Annotated in this window: 21 protein-coding genes; 13 read left to right on the top strand and 8 right to left on the bottom strand. The window is 69.1% G+C overall.

Going from position 1 to position 23,798, the window contains the following annotated elements:
* Positions 1–12: 12 nt before the first annotated feature.
* Entirely contained in the window at positions 13–1,158 is a 1,146-nt protein-coding gene (gene cfa, locus ACS5PN_RS19350; RefSeq protein ID WP_439466377.1) for a cyclopropane fatty acyl phospholipid synthase, read from the top strand.
* 6 nt (positions 1,159–1,164) lie between these two features.
* Here cfa and ACS5PN_RS19345 read toward each other — a convergent pair whose 3' ends face one another.
* The 3 genes from ACS5PN_RS19345 to ACS5PN_RS19335 all read right to left on the bottom strand — a co-directional run bounded on the left by ACS5PN_RS19345 (position 1,165) and on the right by ACS5PN_RS19335 (position 3,174).
* Complete coding sequence (locus ACS5PN_RS19345; RefSeq protein ID WP_439465647.1) at positions 1,165–1,881, bottom strand: anti-sigma factor; 717 nt, start codon at positions 1,879–1,881, stop codon at positions 1,165–1,167.
* Positions 1,878–2,426, bottom strand: a complete 549-nt coding sequence (locus tag ACS5PN_RS19340; RefSeq protein WP_439465646.1) for a sigma-70 family RNA polymerase sigma factor — start codon at positions 2,424–2,426, stop codon at positions 1,878–1,880. Before ACS5PN_RS19340 ends, ACS5PN_RS19345 begins: the two co-directional genes overlap by 4 nt.
* A gap of 196 nt (positions 2,427–2,622) precedes the next feature.
* Complete coding sequence (locus tag ACS5PN_RS19335; protein WP_439465645.1) at positions 2,623–3,174, bottom strand: DUF3455 domain-containing protein; 552 nt, start codon at positions 3,172–3,174, stop codon at positions 2,623–2,625.
* Positions 3,175–3,361: 187 nt separating this feature from the next.
* Here ACS5PN_RS19335 and ACS5PN_RS19330 point away from each other — a divergent pair, with 187 nt between their 5' ends.
* Positions 3,362–4,123 carry a cytochrome P460 family protein gene (locus ACS5PN_RS19330; protein WP_439465644.1) on the top strand — a complete coding sequence of 254 codons (762 nt, stop codon included), beginning with the start codon at positions 3,362–3,364 and terminating at the stop codon, positions 4,121–4,123.
* A 1-nt stretch (position 4,124) separates the two neighbouring features.
* Here ACS5PN_RS19330 and ACS5PN_RS19325 read toward each other — a convergent pair whose 3' ends face one another.
* From ACS5PN_RS19325 to ACS5PN_RS19310, 4 genes are all read right to left on the bottom strand, one after another.
* Complete coding sequence (locus ACS5PN_RS19325; protein WP_439465643.1) at positions 4,125–4,526, bottom strand: OsmC family protein; 402 nt, start codon at positions 4,524–4,526, stop codon at positions 4,125–4,127.
* Between the two features lie 12 nt (positions 4,527–4,538).
* Positions 4,539–6,086: a methyl-accepting chemotaxis protein gene (locus ACS5PN_RS19320; RefSeq protein WP_439465642.1), complete on the bottom strand. Its 1,548-nt coding sequence runs from the start codon at positions 6,084–6,086 to the stop codon at positions 4,539–4,541.
* 65 nt (positions 6,087–6,151) lie between these two features.
* Positions 6,152–6,496, bottom strand: coding sequence for a nuclear transport factor 2 family protein (locus ACS5PN_RS19315; RefSeq protein ID WP_439465641.1), 345 nt, complete (start codon positions 6,494–6,496; stop codon positions 6,152–6,154).
* A complete protein-coding gene (locus ACS5PN_RS19310; RefSeq protein ID WP_439465640.1) occupies positions 6,496–9,642 on the bottom strand; it encodes a carboxyl transferase domain-containing protein in 3,147 nt (1,048 codons plus the stop codon). The genes ACS5PN_RS19315 and ACS5PN_RS19310 overlap by 1 nt, the downstream gene beginning before the upstream one ends.
* A 90-nt stretch (positions 9,643–9,732) precedes the next feature.
* Here ACS5PN_RS19310 and ACS5PN_RS19305 point away from each other — a divergent pair, with 90 nt between their 5' ends.
* The gene (locus ACS5PN_RS19305) at positions 9,733–11,193 is read left to right on the top strand and encodes a peptide MFS transporter (protein WP_439465639.1); all 1,461 of its coding nucleotides are present in this window, start codon (positions 9,733–9,735) and stop codon (positions 11,191–11,193) included.
* Positions 11,194–11,199: 6 nt separating this feature from the next.
* Here the strand turns inward: ACS5PN_RS19305 and ACS5PN_RS19300 are convergent, their stop codons facing one another.
* Complete coding sequence (locus tag ACS5PN_RS19300) at positions 11,200–13,881, bottom strand: TonB-dependent receptor (RefSeq protein WP_439465638.1); 2,682 nt, start codon at positions 13,879–13,881, stop codon at positions 11,200–11,202.
* 252 nt (positions 13,882–14,133) lie between these two features.
* On the opposite strand from ACS5PN_RS19300, the gene ACS5PN_RS19295 reads away from it, so the two are divergent.
* The 10 genes from ACS5PN_RS19295 to ACS5PN_RS19250 all read left to right on the top strand — a co-directional run bounded on the left by ACS5PN_RS19295 (position 14,134) and on the right by ACS5PN_RS19250 (position 23,796).
* The gene (locus ACS5PN_RS19295; RefSeq protein WP_439465637.1) at positions 14,134–15,360 is read left to right on the top strand and encodes a cyanophycinase; all 1,227 of its coding nucleotides are present in this window, start codon (positions 14,134–14,136) and stop codon (positions 15,358–15,360) included.
* A gap of 1 nt (position 15,361) precedes the next feature.
* A complete protein-coding gene (locus tag ACS5PN_RS19290) occupies positions 15,362–16,480 on the top strand; it encodes a succinylglutamate desuccinylase/aspartoacylase family protein (RefSeq protein WP_439465636.1) in 1,119 nt (372 codons plus the stop codon).
* Complete coding sequence (locus ACS5PN_RS19285; RefSeq protein ID WP_439465635.1) at positions 16,477–17,868, top strand: YfcC family protein; 1,392 nt, start codon at positions 16,477–16,479, stop codon at positions 17,866–17,868. The genes ACS5PN_RS19290 and ACS5PN_RS19285 overlap by 4 nt, the downstream gene beginning before the upstream one ends.
* Positions 17,869–17,872: 4 nt before the next feature.
* Complete coding sequence (locus ACS5PN_RS19280; RefSeq protein WP_439465634.1) at positions 17,873–18,859, top strand: GlxA family transcriptional regulator; 987 nt, start codon at positions 17,873–17,875, stop codon at positions 18,857–18,859.
* A complete protein-coding gene (locus tag ACS5PN_RS19275) occupies positions 18,856–19,878 on the top strand; it encodes an arginine N-succinyltransferase (protein WP_439465633.1) in 1,023 nt (340 codons plus the stop codon). Before ACS5PN_RS19280 ends, ACS5PN_RS19275 begins: the two co-directional genes overlap by 4 nt.
* Complete coding sequence (locus ACS5PN_RS19270) at positions 19,875–20,495, top strand: arginine N-succinyltransferase (RefSeq protein WP_439465632.1); 621 nt, start codon at positions 19,875–19,877, stop codon at positions 20,493–20,495. Before ACS5PN_RS19275 ends, ACS5PN_RS19270 begins: the two co-directional genes overlap by 4 nt.
* A 161-nt stretch (positions 20,496–20,656) precedes the next feature.
* Positions 20,657–22,018, top strand: coding sequence for a cyanophycinase (locus ACS5PN_RS19265; RefSeq protein ID WP_439465631.1), 1,362 nt, complete (start codon positions 20,657–20,659; stop codon positions 22,016–22,018).
* A gap of 59 nt (positions 22,019–22,077) precedes the next feature.
* Positions 22,078–23,136, top strand: a complete 1,059-nt coding sequence (locus tag ACS5PN_RS19260; protein ID WP_439465630.1) for a substrate-binding domain-containing protein — start codon at positions 22,078–22,080, stop codon at positions 23,134–23,136.
* 118 nt (positions 23,137–23,254) lie between these two features.
* The gene (locus tag ACS5PN_RS19255) at positions 23,255–23,428 is read left to right on the top strand and encodes a hypothetical protein (RefSeq protein ID WP_439465629.1); all 174 of its coding nucleotides are present in this window, start codon (positions 23,255–23,257) and stop codon (positions 23,426–23,428) included.
* Entirely contained in the window at positions 23,425–23,796 is a 372-nt protein-coding gene (locus ACS5PN_RS19250; protein ID WP_439465628.1) for a hypothetical protein, read from the top strand. Before ACS5PN_RS19255 ends, ACS5PN_RS19250 begins: the two co-directional genes overlap by 4 nt.
* Positions 23,797–23,798: the final 2 nt, after the last annotated feature.

The following is a 23,798-nucleotide window of genomic DNA, read 5'->3' as shown; positions in this document are numbered from 1 at the left end:
CTGTTGTCGCGCATGTTGTCCGTGCCCGCCCTCTCCCTCGAAGCGCCGCCCGTGCTGCGCGACCTGCTGGCACGCGCCGACGTGCACTTCAACGGCCATCGCCCCTGGGACCTGCGCGTCAACAACCAACGCCTGTATCGCCGCCTGCTGACGCAATGGTCGCTCGGCGCCGGCGAGTCCTATGTCGACGGCGACTGGGACTGCGAGCGCCTGGACATGATGTTCGAACGCCTGCTGCGCGCCGAACTCGACCGCACCGCCCCCGGCCTGGCCAGGCTGCAGCTCGTCCTGGAGAGCCTGCGCCAGCGCCTCTTCAACCGACAGAGCGTGGAGCGCGCCCACCAGGTCGGCGAGCACCACTACGACGCCGGCAATGACGTCTTCGAGGCCATGCTGGACTCGCGCATGATCTATTCCTGCGCCTACTGGGCCCAGGCCGACACCCTCGAGCAGGCGCAGGAACACAAGCTGGCCATGATCTGCCGCAAGCTGGAGCTGCAGCCCGGCGAGACCCTGCTGGACATCGGCTGTGGCTGGGGCGGCCTGGCGCAATATGCCGCCGAGCACCATGGCGTGCGCGTCACCGGCATCACCGTCAGCAGGGAGCAGCTGGCCCTTGCAGAAGCCCGCTGCACCGGCCTGCCGGTCACCCTGCTGCTGCAGGACTACCGCGCCCTGCAGGGCCGCTTCGACAAGATCGTCTCGGTCGGCATGTTCGAGCATGTGGGCCTGAAGAACTACGCCACCTACTTCGACACCGTCCGTCGCCTGCTCGCACCCGACGGCCTCTTCCTGCTGCACAGCATCGGCGTGGACCGCCGCGCGCCGCACACCGATCCCTGGATCGAGCGCTACATCTTCCCCAACGGCAAACTGCCCTCGCCCGCCGAGCTGGGCAACGCGCTGGAGGGCCGCTTCATCATCGAGGACTGGCACAACTTCGGTCCCGACTACGACCGCACGCTGATGTGTTGGGCCGAGCGCTTCGAGGCCGCCTGGCCACGCCTGGCGCCACGGTATGACGAGGGCTTCAGGCGCATGTTCCGCTACTACCTTCTGAGCTGCGCCGGCTTCTTCCGCTCGCGCCAGGGCCAGCTCTGGCAGCTGGTGCTGAGCCGGCCCGAAAGGCGCGGCGTCTACCGCTCTTTCCGGCCCTAGAAAGCTCTACAGCGCGACGGTGCGGCCGACGAACAGGATGGGGCCGGTGGGCTTGCCGATGGGCGAGCCGGCCTCGGGCTCCAGGGTGATCTCGAACAGTTGCTGGGCGCCCACGGCGGGCAGGCGGGTGACGGGCATCTGCACGGTCTGGCCGACGCGCACCAGGCCCAGCGACGTCGGCCCTGGCGCGCCCTGCGGCTTGGTCCAGAACTGCAAGGCGCGGCCCGGCGGCACCGGCGGCGTCTCGCCCACCGGCACCAGGCGCAGCGTGCCGCCGGCCTGCACTTCCACCACCCAGCCGGCGGCATGGCGCTCATCGGGGCTTTCCAGCACGGCAACGAAGCGTGCGCCGTCGGCCGCCGGCAGCGGTGCGATCAGGCGCAGGGCCAGCAGCAGCGACGCGGCCACGCCGACCGCGCTGAGGCCTTGCCAGAAGCGCAGGCCCTGCCACCAGGGCGTGCGCGCCTCGGCCGCCTTGCGCGGCGGCTGGCGGCCGTCCAGCGCAAGCGACAGCCGCCTCCACACCGCGGTCGTCGGCTCGGCCGCTGCCACCTGGGCGCTGAGGGGCAGCATCCGGTCCTGCCAGGCATAGACGTCGGCGCGCAGCGCGGCGTCGTGCGGGAGCGCGGCGGCCACGGCGGCATGATCCTCCGCACCCAACGTGCCGAGCACGTACTCGCCCGCGGCGGCATCGCGTTCGGCAGGATCGCGCAGATCGATCACGACAGGCACTCCTTCAGGCTCGCCAGGCCGCGCTTGATCCACGACTTGACGGTGCCCAGCGGCGTGTTCAGCCGCACCGCGATCTGCTCATGCGTGTAGCCGTCGACAAAGGCGTGCACGACGCAGGCGCGGCGCGGCGCGTCCAGGCGCTGCAGGCAGCGCTCCAGGCTGTCGGCGTCGAGGCCGCGCCCCTCATCGGCGCCATCGTCACGCTGCTGGGCGTCGGACAAGGCAGTCAGCTCGGTCACGTCCATCAGCTGCAGGCGGCCAGGCTCGCGCACGGCCTTCAGCGCCGCGTGGCGAACCACGGTGTAGATCCAGCCGCGCGCCGAACCCAGCGCAGGCTCGAAGGTGCAAGCGTGGTCCCAGACCTGCATGAAGGCGTCGTGCAGCACGTCCTCGGCCCGCTCGCGATCGCGCACGATGCGCTGCGCCACGCCCAGCAGCCAGCGCGCCTCGCGCTCGTACAGGGCCCGCAGCGCAAAGCGCTCGCCCCGCGCGCAGGCGAGCAGCGCAGCTTCATAGTCGAAAGGCGGGGTGTCCAAGTGCGGCAGAGGTGGGATCAAGTCCGCGTGGACTCTAGCCTGCGCCGGAGACAAGCCGCAGATGTGTTTGCGGGCCGAGCGCCGGGCCGCTCCCTAGCCGGCCCGCGTACGGCGATGTGCTTGCCGGTCGAACCGGCAAGCATCGCCGTCCCCTCGGGGGGCCGGTCAAGGTACTCCTTGGACGAGGGGCCTCAGGTCAGGCGGCTTTCCAGAAGATGTAGTCGGCCTGGTACTTGACGATCTCCTTGCGCCCCGCACTGCCGGCATCGCACGGCAGCGCCGGCGCCACGCCGCCTTGCGTAGCCACGCGCTGCACATGGGTGACGTCCATCATGGCGCCCGGTGCGGAGGCCGGGTTGGCCTTGACCAGTTGCAGCGGGATGCTGCCCTGCGCCGCCGGAGCCACGGCCAACTGCGTGCCGGTGATCCTGGAGCCGTCATTGGACGCCCAGGTGGCCGGCGGGCCGAAATAGCTGCCCAACCTGGCGCCGGCGCGGCTGTTCAGATCGGCCCTGGGGCCGACGAAGGCCCATTCGAAGGCACCGGGCGTATTGGCCTTGGCGCGGCATTCATAGGTGATCTCGCCCACGCCCACGGTCTCCATGGCGACGCGGTGGCCCGCCGGCACCTTGACGGCATCGGGCAAGGCGGCTTGGCTGAAGACGGGGGCCGGGGGCGACATGCCGGCGCAGGCCGACAGGCCGAGGACGCTCGCGAGGACCAGGGCGGAAGAGGACATCTTGTGCATGCTGTATCTCCATGAAGAGAAGGTTGGAACACGGTGTGGCCGCAGCTCACCCCTTCACTAGCCGCCAGCGGCGCGTTTGGATGCAGTGGCTGCAAAAATATTCCCTCCCATGGCCTGGGACTTTCCTGGTGGCCGCCGCGCCGGCTTGCGCGCAGCATGGCCAGGCCCTGAAGTGCCTGGAGCCGCCATGCCCCGCATCCGCCTGCTGCTGCCCGCCCTCGCCCTGGCCGGTTCAACCGCGCTGGCCGAGGCCCCGCCGGCCAAGGTCGCCACCTGCCAGGCCTGCCACGGCGTGGCCGGCGTCAGCATCGCGCCCGACATCCCCAACCTAGCCGGCCAGAAGGCCACCTATCTGGCCCGCCAGCTGGAGGCCTTCAAGGCCGGCACGCGCAAGAACGACCTGATGGCCGCCATGGCCGCGCAGCTGTCACCCGACGACATCAAGGCCCTGTCCGCCTACTGGAGCAGCCTGCCGCCCGCGCCGGCCGACGCCACGGCCATGGCGCCGCATGCGGCCACCGTCTCGGCCATGACCCTGCCCAAGGACTTCCCTCAGGCGTTCGTTGAATACCAGCGCGACCAGGACGAGACCAACAAGACGCTGACGCTGCGCTATGCCAACAAGCTGGCCGTGGACGCCGCGCGCGCCGGCAAGCCCCTGCCCGAAGGCTCCGTCCTGCTGACGGTGAACTACACGCCACAGGTCGGCACGGACGGACGCTGGACGCCCGGCGCCGTCAAGAACTATGTCGGCATGGAGACCCGCGCCGGCTGGGGCGAGGCCATCCCGCCGCTGCTGCGCAATGGCAACTGGAACTACGGCGTCTGGAGCGCCGACGGCACGCCCCGCCTGGCCCTGCAGCAGCCACGCTGCCTGGCCTGCCACCAGCCCAAGTCGGCCGACAGCTATGTGTTCACGCTGGCGGCGCTGAAGGGTGCCGGACGCTGAGTCACCAGGGCTCGCGCCTGACGGCGGCGCCGGCGCGCAGCGTGTTGTGCACCTCGGCGACCGCGTCGGTCTCGTTCAACAGCTGTTCGATGGCCGCCGCACCGGCGCTTGATTCAACGCGCGCCCGGTAGCGCACGTCCCGCGCCGCCAGGCCCACGCCGTCGAACTCCGCCTCGGCCACCACCTCGACCGCATCCAGCACCAGGCCGAGCCGGCGCGCCTCGCGGTAGAGGTCGTTGCAGTAGCAGGTAGCCAGGGCCAGCATCAGGAACTCGCCGCCGTTGACCGTCGAGCCACCGTCGGGCCTGGCGGCCACGTCCAGCGGCCGTGCGGGCCCCGCCGTCTGCACCTCGACCTCGTGGCGAGTGCCGGTGGCGTGGCCGACGCGGGCGGCAATGCGCATGGACTGTCGGCCTCAGAGCTTGAAGGTCGCGACCAGCTCGGTCAGCCGGCGCGCCTGTTGCTTCAGGCTCTCGGCCGCGGCAGCGGCTTCCTCCACCAGGGCGGCGTTCTGCTGCGTGACCTGGTCGAGCTGCATGACGGCGTCGCCCACCTGGTCGATGCCCGTGCTCTGCTCGCGGCTGGCGGCGCTGATCTCGCCGATCAGCGTGTTGACCTGGCGCACCTGCTGCACGACGTCGGTCATCGTGCGGCCGGCGTCCGCCACCAGTTGGCTGCCCGCATCCACGGTCTCGACGCTGGCGCCGATCAGCGACTTGATCTCCTTGGCCGCCTCGGCGCTGCGCTGGGCCAGCAGCCTCACCTCACCGGCCACGACGGCAAACCCTCGACCCTGCTCGCCCGCGCGCGCCGCCTCGACGGCCGCGTTCAGCGCGAGGATGTTGGTCTGGAAGGCAATGCCGTCGATGACCCCGATGATGTCGGCAATGCGCCGGCTGGCCTGGCTGATGCGGTCCATGGTCTGAACGACCTGGCCCACCACCTCGCCGCCGCGCTCGGCTACGTCCATCGCGCTGGTGGCCATCTCGGTGGCTGCACGAGCCGTCTCGGCGTTCTGCTTCACTGTCGCGGTCAGCTGCTCCATCGTCGCAGCTGTCTCCTCGAGGTTGCTGGCCTGCTCCTCGGTGCGCTGGCTGAGGTCGGCGTTGCCGCTGGCGAGCTGGCCTGTGCCCGTCGAGATGGACTCGGAGCTTTCACGCACCTGGGTGACGATCTGGGACAGCTGCTCGTTCATGCGACCCAGGGCGTCCATCAGCTGCCCGATCTCGTCGCGGCCGGCCGCTTCGATGCGCGAGCCCAGATCGCCTTGCGCCACGGCCTCAGCCACAGCCACCGAGCGCGCCAGCGGCCGCGTGATGGAGCGCGACACCCACCACGCAAAGCCCACCGCCGCCAGCGTCGCCAGCACCGTCAGCGCGATGATCTTCAAGGTGCTGAACTTCACCAGCTCGTCCGCGTCGCGCACGGCGTCGTTCATCAGCGACTCCTGGTGGTCGGACAGCGCCTCCAGCACCTTCAGATACTCCAGCTGCGCGCTGCGCATGCGGTCCTTCAACTGGGTGCGGGCCTCGTCCAGCTGGTTGCCTCGCACCAGCTTCAGCAGCGCGTCCAGCTCGGTCACGAACAGGTCGCGATGCTTGTAGACGTCGTTGAGCTTCTGCTGGCCGACGCCGCTGTTGTCGACCATGTCGTCCAGCTTCTTCAGCGTCGGCCCGGTCTTGGCGCGCGAATCCTGCATCTGCAGCAGCTCGCGCTCACGGTCCTCGGGCTTGTCGAAGATCAGCAGGTTGCGGGCGATGCGCGCCTGCAGGTTGACCTCGTCCTTGATGTCGCCCACCAGCTGCACCTTCACGTAGCGATCGGACGTGATCAGCTTGAGCGACTGGTTGATGGTGGACAGTGCAGACGCCGACATCAGGCTGTTCAGGCACAGCAGGGTCACGCAGATGCCAAAGGCGATGGCCAGACGCTTCGCGATCCGCAGATTGGACAGAAACGGCATGCTTACCTCCCAGTCAAGCAGCCGCCAATGTGCATGCTATGGACGCATTAGTAAAGCGAGTCGTTTCATTCGTCGCCGCGGCCGATATAGGCGCGGATGGCGGTGATGCGCCCGTCGGCATCAAGGTCGAACACGTCGACGACGTAGATCGTGTCGCGGCCATTGATACCTATCTTCAGCTCGGCCGCCGCACCGCCGTCGCGCTCGTAAGCGGCCAGCACCTCGATGGAAAGACTCTCGACCGAATCGAAGTTCTTGCGCGTCTCTTCCAGGGCCGCGGCCTTGCCGACGACGCGGATATTCCAGTCACGCAGGGTGATGGCGTCGGCGAACATCGCGTCCACGGCCGTCAGGTCGCGGGCGGCGTAGGCGGCCAGGTAGGCGCGCACGAGGTCGAGTTTTGCTGTCATCACCAGGTGTCCACAAAACGGTGGCTGTCGAGAGGCCGGATGATGGCCGAGGCGAGGCCGCGCGCGAGCCAGGACCGAGTCTCGGCGGGATCGATGACGGCGTCGATCTCCAGCGTCGCCGCGAGGTTCATCGCCTCGCCATTGCTGTATTGCTGGGCGACGAGGCGCTGGAACAGGGCTTCCCGTTCGGGGCCGGCCGGCAGGGCCTCCAGCTCCTTGCGAAAGCCCAGCCTGACGGCCCCCTCCAGGCCCATGGCACCGAACTCGCCGGTGGGCCAGGCGATGCTGCACACCGGCCGGTGCAGGCCACCCGCGGCCATCGCCATGGCGCCCAGGCCATAGCCCTTGCGCAGTACGACGGCAAAGAAAGGCACGCGCAAGGCACCGGCCGTGACGAAGAGGCGGCTGACATGGCGGACCTGGGCCTTCGCTTCGGCATCCGGTCCGACCATGAAGCCCGGCGTGTCGATGAGGCTGACCAGCGGCAGGCCATGGGCATTGCAGAGCTGCATGAAACGGGCCGCCTTGTCCGCCGCGTCGGCGTCGATGGCGCCGCCCAGGTGCAGCGGGTTGCTGGCCAAAACACCGACCGGGCGCCCCTCGATGCGCGCCAGTGCGGTGTGGATGCCGGCACCAAAGCCGGTGCGCAGCAGGAGCACGCTGGCTTCGTCGAACAAGGCCGGCAGGACGGTGCGGCTGTCGTAGACGCGCAGCCGGTTCTCGGGCACGACATGGCGCAGCGCCCGCGCATCGGGCGCCGTCCACTGAGTCACGCGCCCCTGGAAGAAGGACAGATAGTGCCTGGCGGCCACCACCGCGGCCACCTCGTCGGGTACCAGCACGTCGATGACGCCATTGGCATGCTGGACGCTCGCCGGGCCGATCTGCTCGGCCTTGAAGACACCCAGGCCGCCGCCCTCCACCATGGCCGGTCCGCCCATGCCGATTTGGCTGGCCCGCGTAGCGATGATGACGTCGCTGCAGCCCAGCAGGGCCGCATTGCCGGCAAAGCAGCGGCCGGCGGCGATGCCGACGACGGGCACGCGGCCGCTCAGCGCGGCATGGCTGGCAAAGGTCGGCACATGCAGGCCGGCGACGACTGGCATGTCGGTGTCGCCAGGCCGGCCACCGCCTCCCTCGGCGAACAGCACCAGGGGCAGCTGCTGCTCGGCCGCGATGCCCAGCATGCGATCGGTCTTGGCGTGGTTGCGCGCGCCTTGTGTGCCGGCCAGCACGGTGGCGTCATAGGCCATGACGACGGTGCGGGACTTCTCCTCGCCGAAGTCGCGGCCGTTGACGGCGCCTATGCCGGTCACGATGCCGTCGGCCGGCGTGTTGGCGATCAGGTCCTCGGGCCTGCGGCGGCGCGACTGGGCGGCAACGGCCAGGGCGCCGTATTCGATGAAGCTGCCCTCGTCGCAGAGGTCGGCGATGTTCTCGCGCGCGCTGCGCAGACCCTGGGCATGGCGCTTGGCCATGGCGTCGGGGCGCGCCGCGTCTTGCGTGAAGGCGACGCGGTCAAGCAGGCGCTGCAGATCGGGACGGATGCGGTCGGGGTCGAGGGCCTGAGCCTCGGTGACGGTCGTCGCCGCTTCGTCGGTCGGCTCCAGGCTCAGCAGCAGCTCACCGGCGTTGACGAACTGGCCCGGCGCGACGGCGAGCGCGGCAACGCGCCCGGCCCGCGGCGCGGCCAGCACATGCTCCATCTTCATCGCCTCGAGCACGGCCAGCTCGGCGCCGGCGGCGACGACGTCGCCGACCGCCACGCTGAACTGAAGCAGCCGGCCCGCGGTCGGTGCGCGCAGTTGCTGGGGATCAGTCTCGACAGCTGACGGCTGCAGCGCGGCCAGATGCTCTTCCAGCCAGCCCGTGTGCAACTCCGCCGGCGCCAGTCTCTCGGCCAGGCGGCGCAGCAGGCCCATATTGGTCGGCAGACCTTCGATGCGGGTTTCGGCCAGCGCACGCTGCGAGCGCCTCAGCGCGTCCTCGAAGCGCGCTCCACGCACGACCAGCTTGGCCAGCAAGCTGTCGTACTGCGGCGAAGTCGTCATACCCGTCAGGCCGTGCGTGTCGACGCGAACGCCGGGCCCGGCGGGCAGGTCAAAGCGGTCCAGCCGGCCGCCGCCCTCGGCGTTGATGCGCCACTGGATGGCAAAGCCCTGCACGGCGGGGGACTTGTCCAGGCCCAACTCGGCCAGACGCCGTCCGGCGGCGACCTCGATCTGCAACTGCACCAGGTCCAGGCCCGTGACCTCCTCGGTGACGGTGTGCTCGACCTGCAGCCGCGGGTTGGTCTCGATGAAGACGAAGCCGCCGGCCGCCACATCGACGAGGAACTCGAAGGTGCCCAGGCCCCGATAGCCCACGGCCTGGGCCATGTGCAGCGCGGCTTCGACCAGGCGGCCGCGCAGGGCCTCGTCCAGCACCGGGCTGGGCGCCATCTCGACCAGCTTCTGGAAGCGCTGCTGCAGCGAGCAGTCGCGTTCGCCGAGGGCGATGACATGCTGGCCGTCGCCGATGACCTGGACCTCGATGTGCCGCGCACCACGCATCAGGCGTTCGACATAGAGGCCGTCGACGCCAAACGCCGACAGAGCCTCGGAGCGGCAGCGCTCGAAAGCCGCAGGCAACTCGTCCGCATTCAGCACGGCTCGCATTCCGCGACCACCGCCACCACCCAGTGCCTTCAGCATCAGGGCGCCGTGCGCGGCCAGAAAGGCCTGGGCCTCTTCCCGCGTGACGGCACCCCGGCTGCCGGCCAGCACCGGCACGCCGCACTCCCCGGCCAACGCCCGGGCGCGGGCCTTGTCACCAAACAACTCGAGCTGCTCTGGCATCGCGCCGATGAATGCCAGACCGGCCGCCGCACAGGCCCGTGCAAAGTCGGCACGCTCGCTCAAGAATCCATAGCCTGGGTGGACGGCGTCGCAGCCTGTGCGCTTCGCGATCGCCACCAGGCCGTCGACGTCCAGATAGGCCGCCGGCCCGCTGGCCGGCAGCGCGACGACCTCGTCGGCCATCGATGCCGGTGAGTCATCCGCCGAATGCACGGTGACGCTGGCAATGCCGAGATCCCGCAGGGCGCGCAGCACGCGCAGCGCGACCTCCCCGCGGTTGGCGACGAAAACTTTTGTGAAGCTGGGCATGGTTCATCCTATGCGGCAGCCTGACCCCGCCCTGTCCGCGGGATGACACCCACACGAAACCTGGCTTCGCGCCAGGACAATCCCGGCCCCATGAACCGACTCCAGCAAATGGCGGCCCGCATCCCCGAGGGCTCGGCCGTCCTCTTCCTCATCCAGGTCTTCGCGACGCTGGGCTTCGCCGTCCTGCAGTTCACGCTGACGCTGTACACGACCCGCCACCACGGCTTCACCAGCGAACAGGCCGCGCTGATCACCGGCGTGTTCGGCGCCTTCAACTACGGGCTGCACCTGTTCGGCGGCTATCTGGGCGGGCGCTTCCTGAGCAACCGCAACCTCTTCGTCGGCGGCATGCTGCTGCAGGTGCTGGGTTGCGGCACGGTGGCCGGCGGCAGCCTGGAAGGCCTGTACTGGGGCATGGCCCTGTTCCTGACCGGCAGCGGCCTGAACGTGACCTGCGTGAACATGATGCTGACCCAGCGCTTCACGCCCGAGGACGACCGCCGCGAGGCCGCCTTCCTGTGGAACTACGCCGGCATGAATGTCGGCTTCTTCATCGGCTTCACGGTCTCGGGCGTGTTCCAGCTCAGCGAGGACTACCACTCGCTGTTCTGGTTTGCCACCCTGGGCAATGCCGCCGCCATCGTCGTCGCGCTGATCTTCTGGCGCACCCTCGCCGACCGCAACACGCCCCTGCGGCAACGGACCGGCGCGGACTTCTGGGGCCGCTTCGCCGTCGGCACGGCCATCCTCGTCGGCCTGGTGCCGCTGCTGGTCTGGCTGCTGAAGCAGCCGGGCGACACCGCCATCGGCATGAAGGCCTTCTGTGCCCTCGTCGCCATCGCCCTCATCGTCATCACGGTGCGCCACCCGGTGCCGGCCGAAAAGCAGCGCATGCAGGCCTATCTGGTGCTGACCCTGGGCTCGCTGGTGTTCTGGTCGCTGTATCAGATGGCGCCCAACGGCCTGCAGCTCTATGCGGTGGGCAATGTGCTGATGAATGTCTGGGGCGTGCCGGTGGCGCCGCAATGGGTGCAGAACATCAACACCGTCACCATCGTCATCGGCGGCCCGCTGCTGGCCTCGCTGTTCGCGCGCTGGCGCGCCAGCGGCTGGCCGGTGGACATCCCGATGCAGTTCGCCGCGGCCATCTTGCTGATGGGCCTGGGCTTTCTCGTGCTGCCCATCGGCATCCACTTTGCCGACGGCACCGGCAAGTCGGACTTCTTCTGGCTCTTCCTCAGCTATGTGCTGCAGAGCGTGGGCGAACTGCTGATCTCGCCCATCGGCTACGCCATGATCGGCCGCCTGGCACCCAGGCAGTACCAGGGCATCATGATGGGCAGCTGGATGCTGGTCACCGGCCTGGCGTCGCTGTTCGCCGGTGACTTCTCGGGCATGGTGTCCCAGCCGGTGGACGGCTCGCCGCTGACGACCAACCCGCAGTATTCAGCACTGTTCACGCAGCTGGCCGTGGGCAGCCTGGTCACGGGCGCCGCGGTGTTTGCGCTGCGCCCGTGGCTCAGGAAGCTGATCGACGGCGAGCGCGCCTGATCCACGTCAACGCATCTGCCAGCTCAGGCTGACAAACCAGCTGCGGCCGCGCGGGTCGGCGTAGGTCGGGTCGAAGGTCGACAGGAAGTAGTAGGACTGGTTGGAGAACGGCGGGGCGGTGTTCAGCAGGTTCTGCACGCCGGCACGCACGCTGAGCTGCTTGCTGAAGCGCCAGCTGCCACTCATGTCCCACAGCGAATAGGCCTTGACCTTGCGCGGCTGGGTATCGGGCAGGTAGCTGTCGTCGGTGTAGCGTGAGAAATAGCTGTTGCCGACGGTCAGCGACAGTGAACCGAAGTCCCAGTCGCCCGACACGCGATGACGCCAGCGCTGGATGACCTGGTCCTGCAGGAAGCGGCCGGCGTTCTCCAGATAGGGCTCGGCAGGGCCGAACTGGCGCTTGTATTCATGCACATACGTGCCGCTGAAATTCAGGCCCACGCGGCCCATGTCGCCAGCGGCCGAGCGCCAACGCGCGTCCAGGTCCAGGCCCGAGGTCTTGAGCCCGCCCTGGTTCTCCTTCTTCAGGATCAGCGTCGGGTAGTCGTCGGCCGGGTCGCGCAAGATGTAGCTGGCATAGCGCGTCGGGCTCTCCAGGATGATCTTGCCCGACAGGTCGCTGATGACGTCGGTCTTGGTGATGCGCCAGTAGTCCAGGCTGATGGTGCTGTCCTTGACGGGCTCGAAGACGATGCCGCTGGAGAACTGCTTGCTCTTCTCGGGTTTGAGGTTGGGGTTGGAGACCTTCTGCGTCGGGTACTGGTCGAAGGCGTCATAGACGCTGTCGTAGAGGAAGGCCGGGCTGGTGCCGTAGCTGGTCGGTCGATACAGCTCGCTGAAGCTCGGCGCGCGGAAGCCCGTGCCGGCGGAGGCGCGCAGCACGACAGCCTTGCTGGGCTGGTAGCGCAGGCCCAGCTTGGGGTTCACCGAGCTGCCGACGTTCTCGTAGTGGTCGGCGCGCAGGGCAGCCTGGATCTCCAGGGTCTTGGTGACGGGCGCATTCAGCTCGGCATAGGCCGAGGCGATGTTGCGGCCATAGCTCGTCGCAACCAGGGCCGGCGCGGTGCCCGAAGAGTCGCGGTCGCCGCCGATGTTGTTGCCGACCAGCAGAGCCGAAGGGGTGAACTTCTGCGTCTCGCGGCGCAGCTCGGCGCCCAGGGCAAGACCGAGCTCGCCGCCTTCCAGCTGGGCCAGGGTGCCGGTGATCTTGAAGTCCAGGCCCGAGGTGGCGCCCTCGCCGCGGCGGGCCACGTCGTCGATGCGTAACGACTGGATCAGTGACTGGCTGCTCGCCGGCGACGGGCCGAAGGGGTTGATCTGGCCGGCCTTCACCGCGGCCAGCAGCTCGTTGAACTTGAAGTAGCCGTCGACGTAGCGGTCCTTGACCTTGTTGACCGCATAGCTGGCGCCGGCCGTGTAGTCCCAGTCGCCGAACAACGTGCCCTTGGCGCCGACGACAACGCGGTTGGCATCGCTCTGCACTTCGTTCGTGCGGTTGCCCAGCTCCGTTGCGCGGAAGCGCACCTCAAACGTCCGCGAGTCGTTCACGGGCTTGGGCAGGAAGGGGTTGACCGCCGCCCAGGTCACGCCGCTCAGCGTCGTCGGGTTGGGCGACAGCACATAGGTCGTCTCGGCGCGTGCCAGCAGGGCCTCGGCAAACAGCTGGTGGCCGCCGCCGACGTCGACGACGCCGCGCGTCAGGAAGGAGGTCTTGTCGGCCTTGGGATAGATCTCGGTGTCGGCCATGTAGTCATAGCCGCAGGCCTCGGAGCCGATGGCCGTGGGCGCGTAGACGGAGGCCGGCGGGTTGCAGGCCGGTGCGAACAGGTTGACCGTGCGCTGGGTGTAGGGCTTGCCGTTGAAGGTGTAGCCGGCAGCGTTGATGGCGGCGAGCTGGGCCGCGCGCGTGGACGCCGTGCCAGACAGGCGGATGTTGCCGGGGAAGGGGCGGCTGGACAGGTAGTAGGGCACGGTCTCGGTCAGCGGGCGCTCCTGGATGAACTTTCGCTGCGTGGAACGCAGGGCGTCCAGGCGCTGCACGTCCAGCGTCGCGAAGACGTTGTAGCCATCCTTTGCCAGCTCGCCCACGCCACCGCTGACGGTGAAGGTCTTCTTGCCCGCGCCGCCTTCCTGGGTGCCGGCGTAGTAGGCGTTGAGGTCCAGGCCGGTGTAGTCCTGGCGGGTGATGAAGTTGATGACGCCGCCGATGGCGTCGGTGCCGTAGATGGCTGACGCGCCGTCCTTCAGCACCTCGACGCGCTGGATGGCGCCGGCCGGGATGCTGTTCAGGTCCACGCCGGCCGAGTCGCCGGGCGAGGCGAAGTTGGCCAGGCGGCGGCCGTTCAGCAGCACCAGCGTGCTGCTCACGCCGATGCCGCGCAGGTTGGCGCCGTTGAAGCCGCGCTGGCCGCCGGTGTTGTCGGTGATGGAGGCACCATCACCGAGGTTGGCCGCGGCGGCGCTGATGTTCTTCAGCAGCTCGGCGGCCGTCGTCACGCCAGCTTTGGCGATGTCCTCGCGCTTGATGGTCTGCACCGGCAGCGCGGTCTCGGCGTCCACGCGCTTGATGCTGGATCCGGTGATCTCGACGCGTTCGAGTTTCTGGTCTTGCTGTGCGTAGGCGGGCAGTGCGATGACACAGAGCAGGGCGGCGTGCGCCAGCGGGTGCCGGGTGAAGGAGCGGGTCATGAGGGCCTCTGTTTTGAATGGGTGGGAGCGGATGCCTTTCAGGTTAGGGAGGCGGTGCAGGGCTTGCCTATGGGGTTTCGGTGGGGCGGTCGCTTGCACGCAAATGCGCGTCGCTTCTCGGCAAGCATGCCGGGTGGGCCTGCAACAGCGCTTGCGTTGATGCGACATGCAATTGCGTTGCTGGTGCTTGGCGCACCGCTTTGAGGCCTAACCCGCTGGCTGCTGCGGCGCGGTGCTGCCAAGATCGGCGTCATGAGATTCCTGACCCGCCTCACCCTGGTCGCGCTGTGGTGCGCCACCACCGCCCACGCCGGCACGGCCATCGTCATCGGTGGCGCCTTGAAGAACGACAACGAGGCCGTCTGGGCCCGCATCGTCGAGGAGGCCGGTGGCGCCGGCGCGCCCATCGCCGTGTTCGCCACCGCCGCCGCCAACCCCGAGCGCAGCGCCGGCCTCATCGTGGCCGCGCTGAACCGCCATGGCGCCAATGCCGAGGCGATTCCGGTCGCACCGCGCCAGAAGGACATCGACCTGCAGGCCAACCTCAACGACCCCAAGCTGATCGCCAAGGTCGCCGCGTCCAAGGCCGTGTTCTTCTCGGGCGGCGCCCAGGAATACATCGTCGACACCCTGCAACCCAAGGGCGAGCCGACCCAGATGCTGAAGGCCATCTGGCAGGTCTTCGACGGCGGCGGCGTGGTGGCCGGCAGCAGTGCCGGGGCGGCCATCATGAGCCGCATGATGTTCCGCGACGCTGGCGACAACATGCAGATCCTGAAGGGTCAGTGGCGCGAAGGCCGCGAGTACGACCGCGGCCTGGGGTTCGTCGGTCACGACCTGTTCGTGGACCAGCACTTCCTGAAGCGCGGTCGCATCGGCCGCATGCTGCCGGCCATGCGCGCCTTCGGCTACACCCTGGGCCTGGGCGTGGAGGAGAACACCGCGGCCGTCGTCAAGGGCAGCGAGGTCGAGATCGTCGGCGCGCGCGGTGCCCTGCTGGTGGACCTGTCCGAGGCCACGGCCGACGCCAAGCTGCCCGCCTTCAACCTGCGCGGCGCCCTGCTCAGCTACCTGGACCGCGGCGACAGGCACAACCTCAAGACCGGGGTGACGACGCCCGCGGCCCACAAGCTGCGCGACCAGAAGATCGACCCGGCCGCGAGCGACTACAAGCCCTATCTGCAGAACGAAAACTACTTCCTCGACATCCTGGCCGACAACACCATCGTGACCGCCATGGCCCAGTTGCTGGACGGCCGCGCGCCCGAGGTGCGCGGCTTGGCTTACCGCGTCAGGCCCAGGCCCAACGATCTGTCGCCCGAGCTGGGCTTCGAGTTCCGCCTCTACAAGGGCCCCGGTCTGGTCGGCTGGTTCAGCGGCGCGCTGGGCGGGGAGGACTACACCGTGCTGAAGGCGCGCCTGGACGTCATTCCCGTGCGCATGGCCGCTCCGCTCTTCACGCCCCTGGCGCCGAACTGACATGCGCAGCGTCCACCATGAACTGCCGGCCGCCAGCGCCGGCACGCAGCGCCATGTCCGCAGCCTGCACTTCGGCCGCGGCGAGTCGGGCCGCAAGGTTTACATCCATGCCGCCCTGCATGCCGACGAGGTGCCGCCGATGCTCGTTGCGCAGGCCCTCATCGAGCGGCTGTCGGCACTCGAGGCGGCCGGTGCGATTGCCGGCGAGATCGTCCTCGTGCCCATGGCCAACCCCATCGGCCTCGCGCAGGATGTGCAGGGCACCGCTTTTGGCCGCTTCGACCTCGGCACGGGCGTCAACTTCAACCGCCAGTTCAAGCACCTGACGGCGGCGCTGATCCCGCTGGTCGAGCCGCTGCTCGGCGCTGATGCCGCGGCCAACACTCGAACGATCCGCGCAGCCTGCCTCCAGCTGCTCCAAGCCTGGCAGCCCATGAGCGAAGCCGAAGCCCTGAAGCGCCTGCTGCAGACCCTGGCCATGGACGCCGACCTGGTGCTGGACCTGCATTGCGACAACCAGGCCGTCATGCATGTCTACACCGGGACGCCGCAGACCGAGGCGCTGCAGCCGCTGGCCGGCTGGCTCGGCGCCCAGGCCCTGCTCTACAGCGCGGTGTCGGGCGACGACCCCTTCGACGAAACCATCTCGCGCATCTGGTGGGAGCTGGCCGCGCATTTCGACGGCCGCTTCCCCATCGAGCGCAACGCCTGCCTGGCCGCCACCGTCGAACTGCGTGGCGAGACCGAGGTGTCGCATGAACTCGCCGAGCACGATGCCGACGCGCTGCTGACTTATCTGCGCCATCTCGGTCATGTCGATGGCCTCGCGCCACCCGCGCCCCCGGCATGTGAGCCCACGCCGCTGGAAGGCGTCGAGCCCATCACCGCGCCCACGAGTGGCATCGTCGTCTTTGCCAAGGCACCGGGCGACTGGGTGGAGGCCGGCGAACTCGTCGCCGAACTCATCGACCCGCTGACCGACACGCGCACGCCGCTGCAGGCCCACACGAGCGGCCGCTGCTTTGCCCGCAGCGCCCGCCGCTACGCAACCCGCGGCATGCGGCTGTGCAAGATCGCCGGCGCCGTTCCCTACCGCTCAGGCAGATTGCTCTCGCCATGAAGCTGCGCCTGCCCAACACCTATGTGCTGTTGTTCGCGCTGCTGGCGCTGATCGCAGCCGCCACCTGGGTCGTGCCCGGCGGGCGCTTCCAGACCGAGCTGGTCAACGGCAAGACGCTGATCGTCGCTGGCAGCTTTCACCTCATAGCCGCCAAGCCGCAGGGGCTCACCGCGCTGTTGACGGCGCCGATCAAGGGCTTTGTCGAGGCGGCGCTCATCATCGGCTTCGTTCTCATCGTCGGCGGCGCCTTCGCGGTGCTGCAGCGCACCGAGGCCATCGATGCGCTGATCAAGTCCGTGGCCCGTGCCCACAGCCGCTCGGCCCTGGTGCGCGTGGCCGTCATCCCGGTCTTCGTCACGCTGTTCTCGCTGGGCGGCGCGAGCTTCGGCATGGCGGAGGAAGCCATTCCATTTGTCTTGATCTTCATCCCGCTGGCCCTGGCGCTGAAACTGGACACCCTGACCGGCGTCGCCATTCCCTTCGTCGGCTCGCAGGTGGGTTTCGCCACGGCCTTCCTCAACCCCTTCAACGTCGGCGTGGCCCAGGGCATTGCCGGCGTGCCGATGTTCTCGGGCCTGGGCTACCGCGCCCTGTGCTGGGTCATCGCCACGGCCGTCACCATCGCCTTCCTGATGTGGTGGGCGGCACGCATCAAGCGCGACCCGACGCTGAGCCCCAGCTACGCGATGGACCAGGAGCGCCGCAAAACCCTGGACCTGGCCAGCTTCGAGGCCTTCACCGGCATGAGCGGCCGCCACCGCGCGGTGCTGTGGCTGTTCGCCGCCACGCTGGCCGTGATGATCGGCGGCGTCGTCAAGTACGGCTGGTACATCGAGGAGATCGCCGCCCTCTTCCTCGTCATGGCCGTGGCCGTGGGCGTGGTGGCGCGGCTGTCGGCGGACGACTTCATGGCCGCCTTCCTGCACGGCGCGCGCGACCTGGTCGGCACGGCCCTGGTCATCGCGCTGGCCAAAGGCACGGTCATCCTGATGCGCGAGGGCCAGATCATCGACACGCTGCTGAATGCGCTGGCGCCGCTGGTGGCGTCCAGCACGCCGGTGCTGGCCGCGCAGAAGATGTTCGCCATCCAGTCGGTCATCAACTTTTTCATCCACTCCGGCACCGGCCAGGCCGCGCTGACCATGCCCATCATGGCGCCGCTGGCCGACCTCGTCGGCGTCACGCGCCAGACCGCCGTGCTGGCCTTCCAGTTTGGCGAGCTGACCACGCCCATCATCCCGACCTCGGGCATCACCGTCGGCGTGCTGGCACTGTCGGGCGTGCCCTTTGGCCAGTGGGTGCGCTGGATGCTGCCGCTGCAGGGCCTCTACCTCGTGATGGCCCTGGCCCTGCTGGCCTTCCCGGCCCTGACAGGCTGGGTACAGTGAGGCCATGACGCCTCCTGTCCGCCGCATCGGCCTGCTGCTGGAGCCGGGTTTCCCGCTGCTCGCGCTGGCCGCCGTGGTGGACAGCCTGGAGGCCGCCAACGAACTGCAGGACGAGGCCCGCTATCGCAGCGAGGCGCTGTCGATGAACGGCGGCATGGTCAACGCGCAAGGCGGTGTGAGCGTGCAGACCCTCGGCGCGACGCCTCCCACTGATTGGCATGCCGTCTTCGTCATCGCGGCCGAGCCCTCCACTGCCGACGCCGCCACGGTCGCCCTGCTGAAGCGCTGGGCCACTGATGGCGTCGTGCTCGCTGGCCTCGCCGCTGGCGCTGCCTCGCTGGCGGCAGCCGGCCTGCTCGATGGCCAGCGCGCCTGCGCCGACTGGCTGCTGCTGGACGGTCTGGCCGATGCCCACGCCGGCGTCGCCTGGACCCAGGGCTTGTGGGACATCAATGCCGCGGGCGACCGCCTCAGCGCCGCCGGGACTGCAGCGACCGACCTGTGCTGCGCCTGGCTCACCAGCCAACATGGCGAACGCCTCGGCCAGGAGCTGCAACAGGCCATGGGCCTGGCGGGCCTGCGTCCGCGCGACGAACGCCAGCGCGGCGGCTACAGCGAGCAGCGCGGCGCCGGCAGCCCCAAGCTCGCCGAGGCCCTGGCGTTGATGGAAGCCAATCTCGGCGAGCCGCTGCCGACCGAGGAAGTCGCCACGCTGGTGGGCGTGTCTCGCCGCCAGCTGGAGCGCCTCTTCAAGCAGCACCTCGACACCCTGCCCTCGCGCCACTACCTGGAGCTGCGCCTGGCGCGTGCCCGGCGGCTGCTGCAGCAGAGTTCGCAGTCCATCCTGCAGATCGGCCTGAGCTGCGGCTTCTCGTCGGGCCCGCATTTCTCCAACGCCTACCGCGCCCACTTCGGCCGCACGCCGCGCGACGAGCGCAGCCAGCGCGCCCAGGCCTGGCGCGCCGAACCCTCTTCCGGAGACCGCCCATGAACTCCCTGCTGCTGCGCCCCGTGGCGGCGGCCGACCTGCCCGACCTCGTGCGCATGGCCGCGGCCAGCGCCGACGGCATCAGCTCGCTGCCCAACGACGAGGCCAAGCTGCGCGGGCGCATCGCCGCCTCGCTGCAGTCCTTCGCCAGCCCCGATGACGCCAGCGGCGAGGAGACCTATCTCTTCGTGCTGGAAGACGCAGGCCGCAATGGTCGGGTCGTCGGTTGCTCGGGCATCGCCGCCAGCGCCGGCTTTTTCGACCGCTTCTACAGCTACCGCAACGAGTTCGTCGTGCACGCCAGCACGGCCCTCGGCGTGTCGCAGCGCATGCACACCCTGCACCTCTGCCATGACCTGACGGGCACCACGCTGTTGACGTCCTTCTACCTGGAGCCCGACTACGAGAACGGCCCCGCGGCCCAGCTGCTGTCGCGGGCACGCCTGCTCTTCATCCGCGACAACGCGGCGCGCTTCTCGGAGCGCATCGCGGCCGAGAGCCCCGGCATCACCGATGCCGCCGGCCAGAGCCCCTTCTGGGACGCCGTCGGCCGGCGCTTCTTCGGCATGGCCTACCCGGAGGCCGAGGCCATCATCGGCGGCCGCAGCCGCGCCTGCATCGCCGACCTGATGCCGCCCTCGCCCATCTATGTGGCCCTGCTGCCCGAGGCCGCGCAATGGGCCCTGGGCCAGTTGCATCCGGTGGGCGAACTGCCCTTCTCGGTGCTGCAGGACGAGGGCTTCGACGCCGACACCTATGTCGACATCTTCGACGGCGGGCCGACCGTGGAGGCACCGCTGGCGTCGCTGCGCAGCGTGAGGCTGGCGCGCGAGGTCATCGTTCAGGACGACCCCAGCGGCCCACGCGAATGGGCTTTGGTGGCCTGCACCGAGCGGGCGCGCTTTCGCGCCGTGCTGGCGGAGGTGGGCCACGACGTGGACGCGGCCACCGCGGCGCGCGTGGGCGCACAGCCGGGTGAGCGCCTCGTCGTGACGCCGCTGCAAACGGAGGTGGCGGAATGAGCACGGTGCAAGTGACCCAGGAGGCGGCCGGCCTCCGGCTGACGGTGAACAGCGCCAGCGCCCTGCTCGTGCCCCGCATCGGCATGCAGTTGCCGCGCTACCACTTCCGCCTCGGCCGCGTCGTGCATGCCGCCGCGGAGCTGGACCTGTTCCGTGTGCAGACCACGCTGCTGCTCGGCAACGACCACACCGGAGCCGCCGAGCTGACGCAGTTGCAGCCGACGCCCGAGTTGCCGCAGCTCATTACCGCGGCCCAGCATTTGCTGCGTGAACGGCCCGATGAGTTCGGCGACACCCTGGTTAGCGAACTTCCCGGCTGGCGCGACGAGCAAGGCCGATCGCCCTTCTGGCAGGCCCTGGGTGCGCGCTTCTACCCCGGCAATCCGGCCGAAGCCGAGGCCCGTCTGGGCCCCGAATGGCGCAGCCATCTCGCAGCCCTGCTGCCGCGCCAGACGGTTTATCTGTCCTTCCTCGGCGAGGTTGCGGAAAGCCGTGTGCTGGACGCGCCTGACGCACACAAGCCGGTGCTGACGGCATTGAAAGCAGCAGGCTTCCAGCCGCCTGTGCACGCCCGCATCGACGACGGTGGCCCGGTGCTGGCCTGGCGAATTTCCTAAGGGGCCACCCGCCCGGGACATTCCCGAAGCCGGCACAGCGACGCAAGTCGGCGTCGCCCCGCTGCAAGTCGCCACCTTCCGCCGACACCACCCCGTCACTACCGTGCGCTTCAGGGTCCGAGGCCGCCATTCCGGCGCCGCCCTCCTCCTCTGGAGTGCACATGAAGAAATCAGTCGTTGGCATCCTGTTGTGCGGCGCGCTGGCTGCGCTTTCCCTGCCGGCTGCGGCCGGCAAACTCTTCCTCTCCGGTGGCGCCTATGAAGACGCCAACACCGACCTCTTCGTCAACGGCCTGCGCAAGGCCACCGGGCGCGACACGGGCTTCACGCCCAACATCAACAGCACCAGCAACTGCGGCACCAACTGGGCCACCACCGCCTGCCCGCGCATCGCCGTCATCACGGCCGCCAAGGACAGCTACGCCACCGGCCTGGACGCCTTCAACAACGACATCCCGGCCAGCGGCTCCACGCCGCTGAAGCGCGGCTACTACAACCTCTTCCAGACCCACGGCTTCAGCCCGAAGTTCATCACCGCCCACGTCGACAACTACGGCGTGCACACCAGCAGCAGCACGCCCGAAGGCCAGGCCAACATCGCCATCCTGAACCAGGCCGACGCGGTGTGGTTCGTGGGTGGTGACCAGGCCAAGATCATCCGCACCCTGCTGACCGACAGCGGCGCCGACACGGCCCTCGCCGCGGCGCTGCGCAGCCGCTGGAGCAATGGCGGCGGCAGCATCGTCATCGCCGGCGACTCGGCCGGCAACCACGCGCTGAACGTCAAGATGCATGCGGCCGGCGTCAGCTACGGCTACCTCTACTACGGCGCCGACCTGCCCGACACCCCCGTCACCGGCTACGCCTCCCTGGGCGACACGCGCGACGGCCTCTCGGCGCTGCGTTACCTGGAGAACGGCGCCACGATGAAGGCCCTGGGCTATCTGCCTGCCGGCATCCTCAGCGACACCCATTTCGACACGCGCTCGGGTCGCCTCGGTCGTCTCGCTGCGGCTCTGCGCGATCTTGGTGTGGCCCAGGGCTTTGGCGTGGACGAGAACACCGGCGTGGTTGTCGACACGTCAGCACAGACCGCGACGGTCTATGGCGCCAACAAGCTGCTCATCGTCGACACCGCGGCGGCCAGCGTGCAGACGGGCAGCTACTACAAGGTCAATGGCCTGCGTGTCAGCCTGCTGACGCCGGGCGACAAGTACAACTGGTCGAGCAAGGTCGTGACCAGCAGCAAGAGCGCCATCGGCACGGCCTACTACTACGGCAGCGCCTACAACTCGGCTGACATCTTCGCGGCGTTGGAAACCTCCAAGTCCCTGACCCGCACCGTTGACCAGACGCCGACGGTCAACGTCGGCACGGCGCCGGTGCCCGTCTACAGCAGTGGCCCCAGCTACCCGAGCGGCTCGCCCGTCATCCACCTGCGCTTCACGCGCGATGCGACCAGCAAGGGCTACTACGGCAGCGGCAAGTACACGGTGGACAAGGTCAAGGTCGACATTTACTGAGACACATGCCGGGGCGAAAAGCCGATGCGCGTCAAGCCGCGGCAGGGTAGGCTGCGCGCATGACGCCCGCCCGCCCTGGCTCCCGCCTGCCGCGCCGCTCGATGCTCGGCTTGCTGGCCGCCCTGGCCTGGGGCAGGGCGACCGCACAGACAGCGGAACCGGCGACGGGTGGCCCCAAGCGCGTCGTCTTCCTGGCCCAGGACTTCCGCAACGGCGGCATCACCACGGTCTACCGGGGCTTCGAGCAGGCCTGCCAGGAACTCGGCTGGGCCCTGAGCATCGTCAACGGCAAGGGCGACAAGGCCACGATCCGGCGCTCCTTCGACGAGGCCCTGAAGGCTGGCGTCGACGGCATCGTGCTGGGTGGTTTCGACGAGGGCGATGTGGCCGACCGGCTGGCCACATCCACTCGCCCGCTGCCGGCGCTGGTGGGCTGGCATGCGTCGGCGCGCCACGGGCCGACGCCTTATCTGTTCGCCAACGTCAGCACCGATCCCCTCGTCGTCGCCGACATGGCCGCAGCCCTGGTCACGCCCGCGCCGGGTGCCCAGGCGGGTGTCGTCATCTTCAACGACGGCCGCTTCGACATCGCCAACGTCAAGACCCTGCGCATGCGCGACGCCCTGTCACGCTGTGCCCGCTGCGAACTGCTGGCCGTCGAGGACCTGCCCATCTCCAGCGCCGCCAAGGAGATGCCGGCCGCGCTGGAGAAACTGCAGCAGCGCTTCGGCAGGCGCTGGACCCATGTGCTGGCCATCAACGACGTCTACATGGACTCCATGCACTTCCCGCTGCAGGCCCTGGGCCGCGGCGACGTCGTCGGTATTGCCGCGGGAGACGGGTCGCGCACGGCCTTGAGCCGCATCCGCTCCGGTCGCTCCCAGCAACTGGCCACCATCGCTGAACCCACGGGCCTGCAGGGCTGGCAGCTGGCCGACGAGCTGAGGCGGGCCTTCGCCAGGCAGGCGCCCAGCGGCCGCGTCGCCCGGCCGATTGCGGTCACGACAGAGCTGCTGCGACAGCTCGGCCAGCTGGAGGTCGATGACCTGCTGCCCTACCGCGCCGAGTACCGCCAGCAATGGTCGGCCAGCCCGCCCAGCGCGGCGAAATCGCCTTAGCGATGGGGCCCGGTGGCTGCCTTGCCGGCGTGTAAGCAGCACAAAGTCCTACAGCCACGCACTGCCACGAAGGCCATCGTTCAGGGGCGCTCACGGTTGAGCAGTGCAGGTCTCAGGCATGAGAACCCCGTTTCGATTGAAGCTGCCGAACTGGTTCGGCGACCCCGACCACCATCTGCTGCGGCCGCTGGCCGCCGTGCTGCCGCTGTGGCGGCGCATCGCAGGGCTGCGCCCGGCGCCGAAGGCCACACCAAGAGCACGGCCGCCCAACGGCAAGCCGACGCGGCCATGAGCGGCTTCTGGATCTCCACGCCCCATTCCCAGGAGCCGCGCATCGTGCTGGTCCGCTGGCGCGCCTGGGAGGTGCAGGTCCCGAGCTATGACGCGCCAACCTGGCATCTCGTCGGCTATATCGAGGACGAGCACGCCGCCAAGATCTCTTCGGCGGTGGCCTTCGTGCACATCGACACCGAAGAAGTGACGACCAAGACCGGCCGCACCTATGCGCTCAAAGGTCCGTCCAGCATTGATGCTGATGCCGCCCATCTCTGGGACAGCTGGCGCAAGCAGCATGGCGCCGTCGTGCTGCGGGAGGTGACGACGGACATCCTGGATGGGCGGCAGCCAGTGGCGGTGAACCTGCTCCATCCGCCTGGCTAGAC

Origin of the sequence: Roseateles sp. NT4 (genome assembly GCF_051857475.1) — a bacterium.
GTDB lineage: Bacteria > Pseudomonadota > Gammaproteobacteria > Burkholderiales > Burkholderiaceae_C > Pelomonas.
Note: the sequence above shows the minus strand (reverse complement) of the source record. Positions and strands in the feature narration are given on the sequence as shown.

What these genes read in the sequence shown, in the direction of transcription:
- ACS5PN_RS19300 (WP_439465638.1), bottom strand. Translation starts at nt 13,881, where the DNA reads ATGACCCGCTCCTTCACCCGGCACCCGCTGGCGCACGCCGCCCTGCTC.
- ACS5PN_RS19295 (WP_439465637.1), top strand. Translation starts at nt 14,134, where the DNA reads ATGAGATTCCTGACCCGCCTCACCCTGGTCGCGCTGTGGTGCGCCACC.
- ACS5PN_RS19335 (WP_439465645.1), bottom strand. Translation starts at nt 3,174, where the DNA reads ATGCACAAGATGTCCTCTTCCGCCCTGGTCCTCGCGAGCGTCCTCGGC.
- ACS5PN_RS19325 (WP_439465643.1), bottom strand. Translation starts at nt 4,526, where the DNA reads ATGCGCATTGCCGCCCGCGTCGGCCACGCCACCGGCACTCGCCACGAG.
- ACS5PN_RS19310 (WP_439465640.1), bottom strand. Translation starts at nt 9,642, where the DNA reads ATGCCCAGCTTCACAAAAGTTTTCGTCGCCAACCGCGGGGAGGTCGCG.
- cfa (WP_439466377.1), top strand. Translation starts at nt 13, where the DNA reads ATGTTGTCCGTGCCCGCCCTCTCCCTCGAAGCGCCGCCCGTGCTGCGC.
- ACS5PN_RS19290 (WP_439465636.1), top strand. Translation starts at nt 15,362, where the DNA reads ATGCGCAGCGTCCACCATGAACTGCCGGCCGCCAGCGCCGGCACGCAG.
- ACS5PN_RS19265 (WP_439465631.1), top strand. Translation starts at nt 20,657, where the DNA reads ATGAAGAAATCAGTCGTTGGCATCCTGTTGTGCGGCGCGCTGGCTGCG.
- ACS5PN_RS19330 (WP_439465644.1), top strand. Translation starts at nt 3,362, where the DNA reads ATGCCCCGCATCCGCCTGCTGCTGCCCGCCCTCGCCCTGGCCGGTTCA.
- ACS5PN_RS19275 (WP_439465633.1), top strand. Translation starts at nt 18,856, where the DNA reads ATGAACTCCCTGCTGCTGCGCCCCGTGGCGGCGGCCGACCTGCCCGAC.
- ACS5PN_RS19285 (WP_439465635.1), top strand. Translation starts at nt 16,477, where the DNA reads ATGAAGCTGCGCCTGCCCAACACCTATGTGCTGTTGTTCGCGCTGCTG.
- ACS5PN_RS19280 (WP_439465634.1), top strand. Translation starts at nt 17,873, where the DNA reads ATGACGCCTCCTGTCCGCCGCATCGGCCTGCTGCTGGAGCCGGGTTTC.
- ACS5PN_RS19305 (WP_439465639.1), top strand. Translation starts at nt 9,733, where the DNA reads ATGAACCGACTCCAGCAAATGGCGGCCCGCATCCCCGAGGGCTCGGCC.
- ACS5PN_RS19260 (WP_439465630.1), top strand. Translation starts at nt 22,078, where the DNA reads ATGACGCCCGCCCGCCCTGGCTCCCGCCTGCCGCGCCGCTCGATGCTC.
- ACS5PN_RS19320 (WP_439465642.1), bottom strand. Translation starts at nt 6,086, where the DNA reads ATGCCGTTTCTGTCCAATCTGCGGATCGCGAAGCGTCTGGCCATCGCC.
- ACS5PN_RS19270 (WP_439465632.1), top strand. Translation starts at nt 19,875, where the DNA reads ATGAGCACGGTGCAAGTGACCCAGGAGGCGGCCGGCCTCCGGCTGACG.
- ACS5PN_RS19250 (WP_439465628.1), top strand. Translation starts at nt 23,425, where the DNA reads ATGAGCGGCTTCTGGATCTCCACGCCCCATTCCCAGGAGCCGCGCATC.
- ACS5PN_RS19315 (WP_439465641.1), bottom strand. Translation starts at nt 6,496, where the DNA reads ATGACAGCAAAACTCGACCTCGTGCGCGCCTACCTGGCCGCCTACGCC.
- ACS5PN_RS19255 (WP_439465629.1), top strand. Translation starts at nt 23,255, where the DNA reads ATGAGAACCCCGTTTCGATTGAAGCTGCCGAACTGGTTCGGCGACCCC.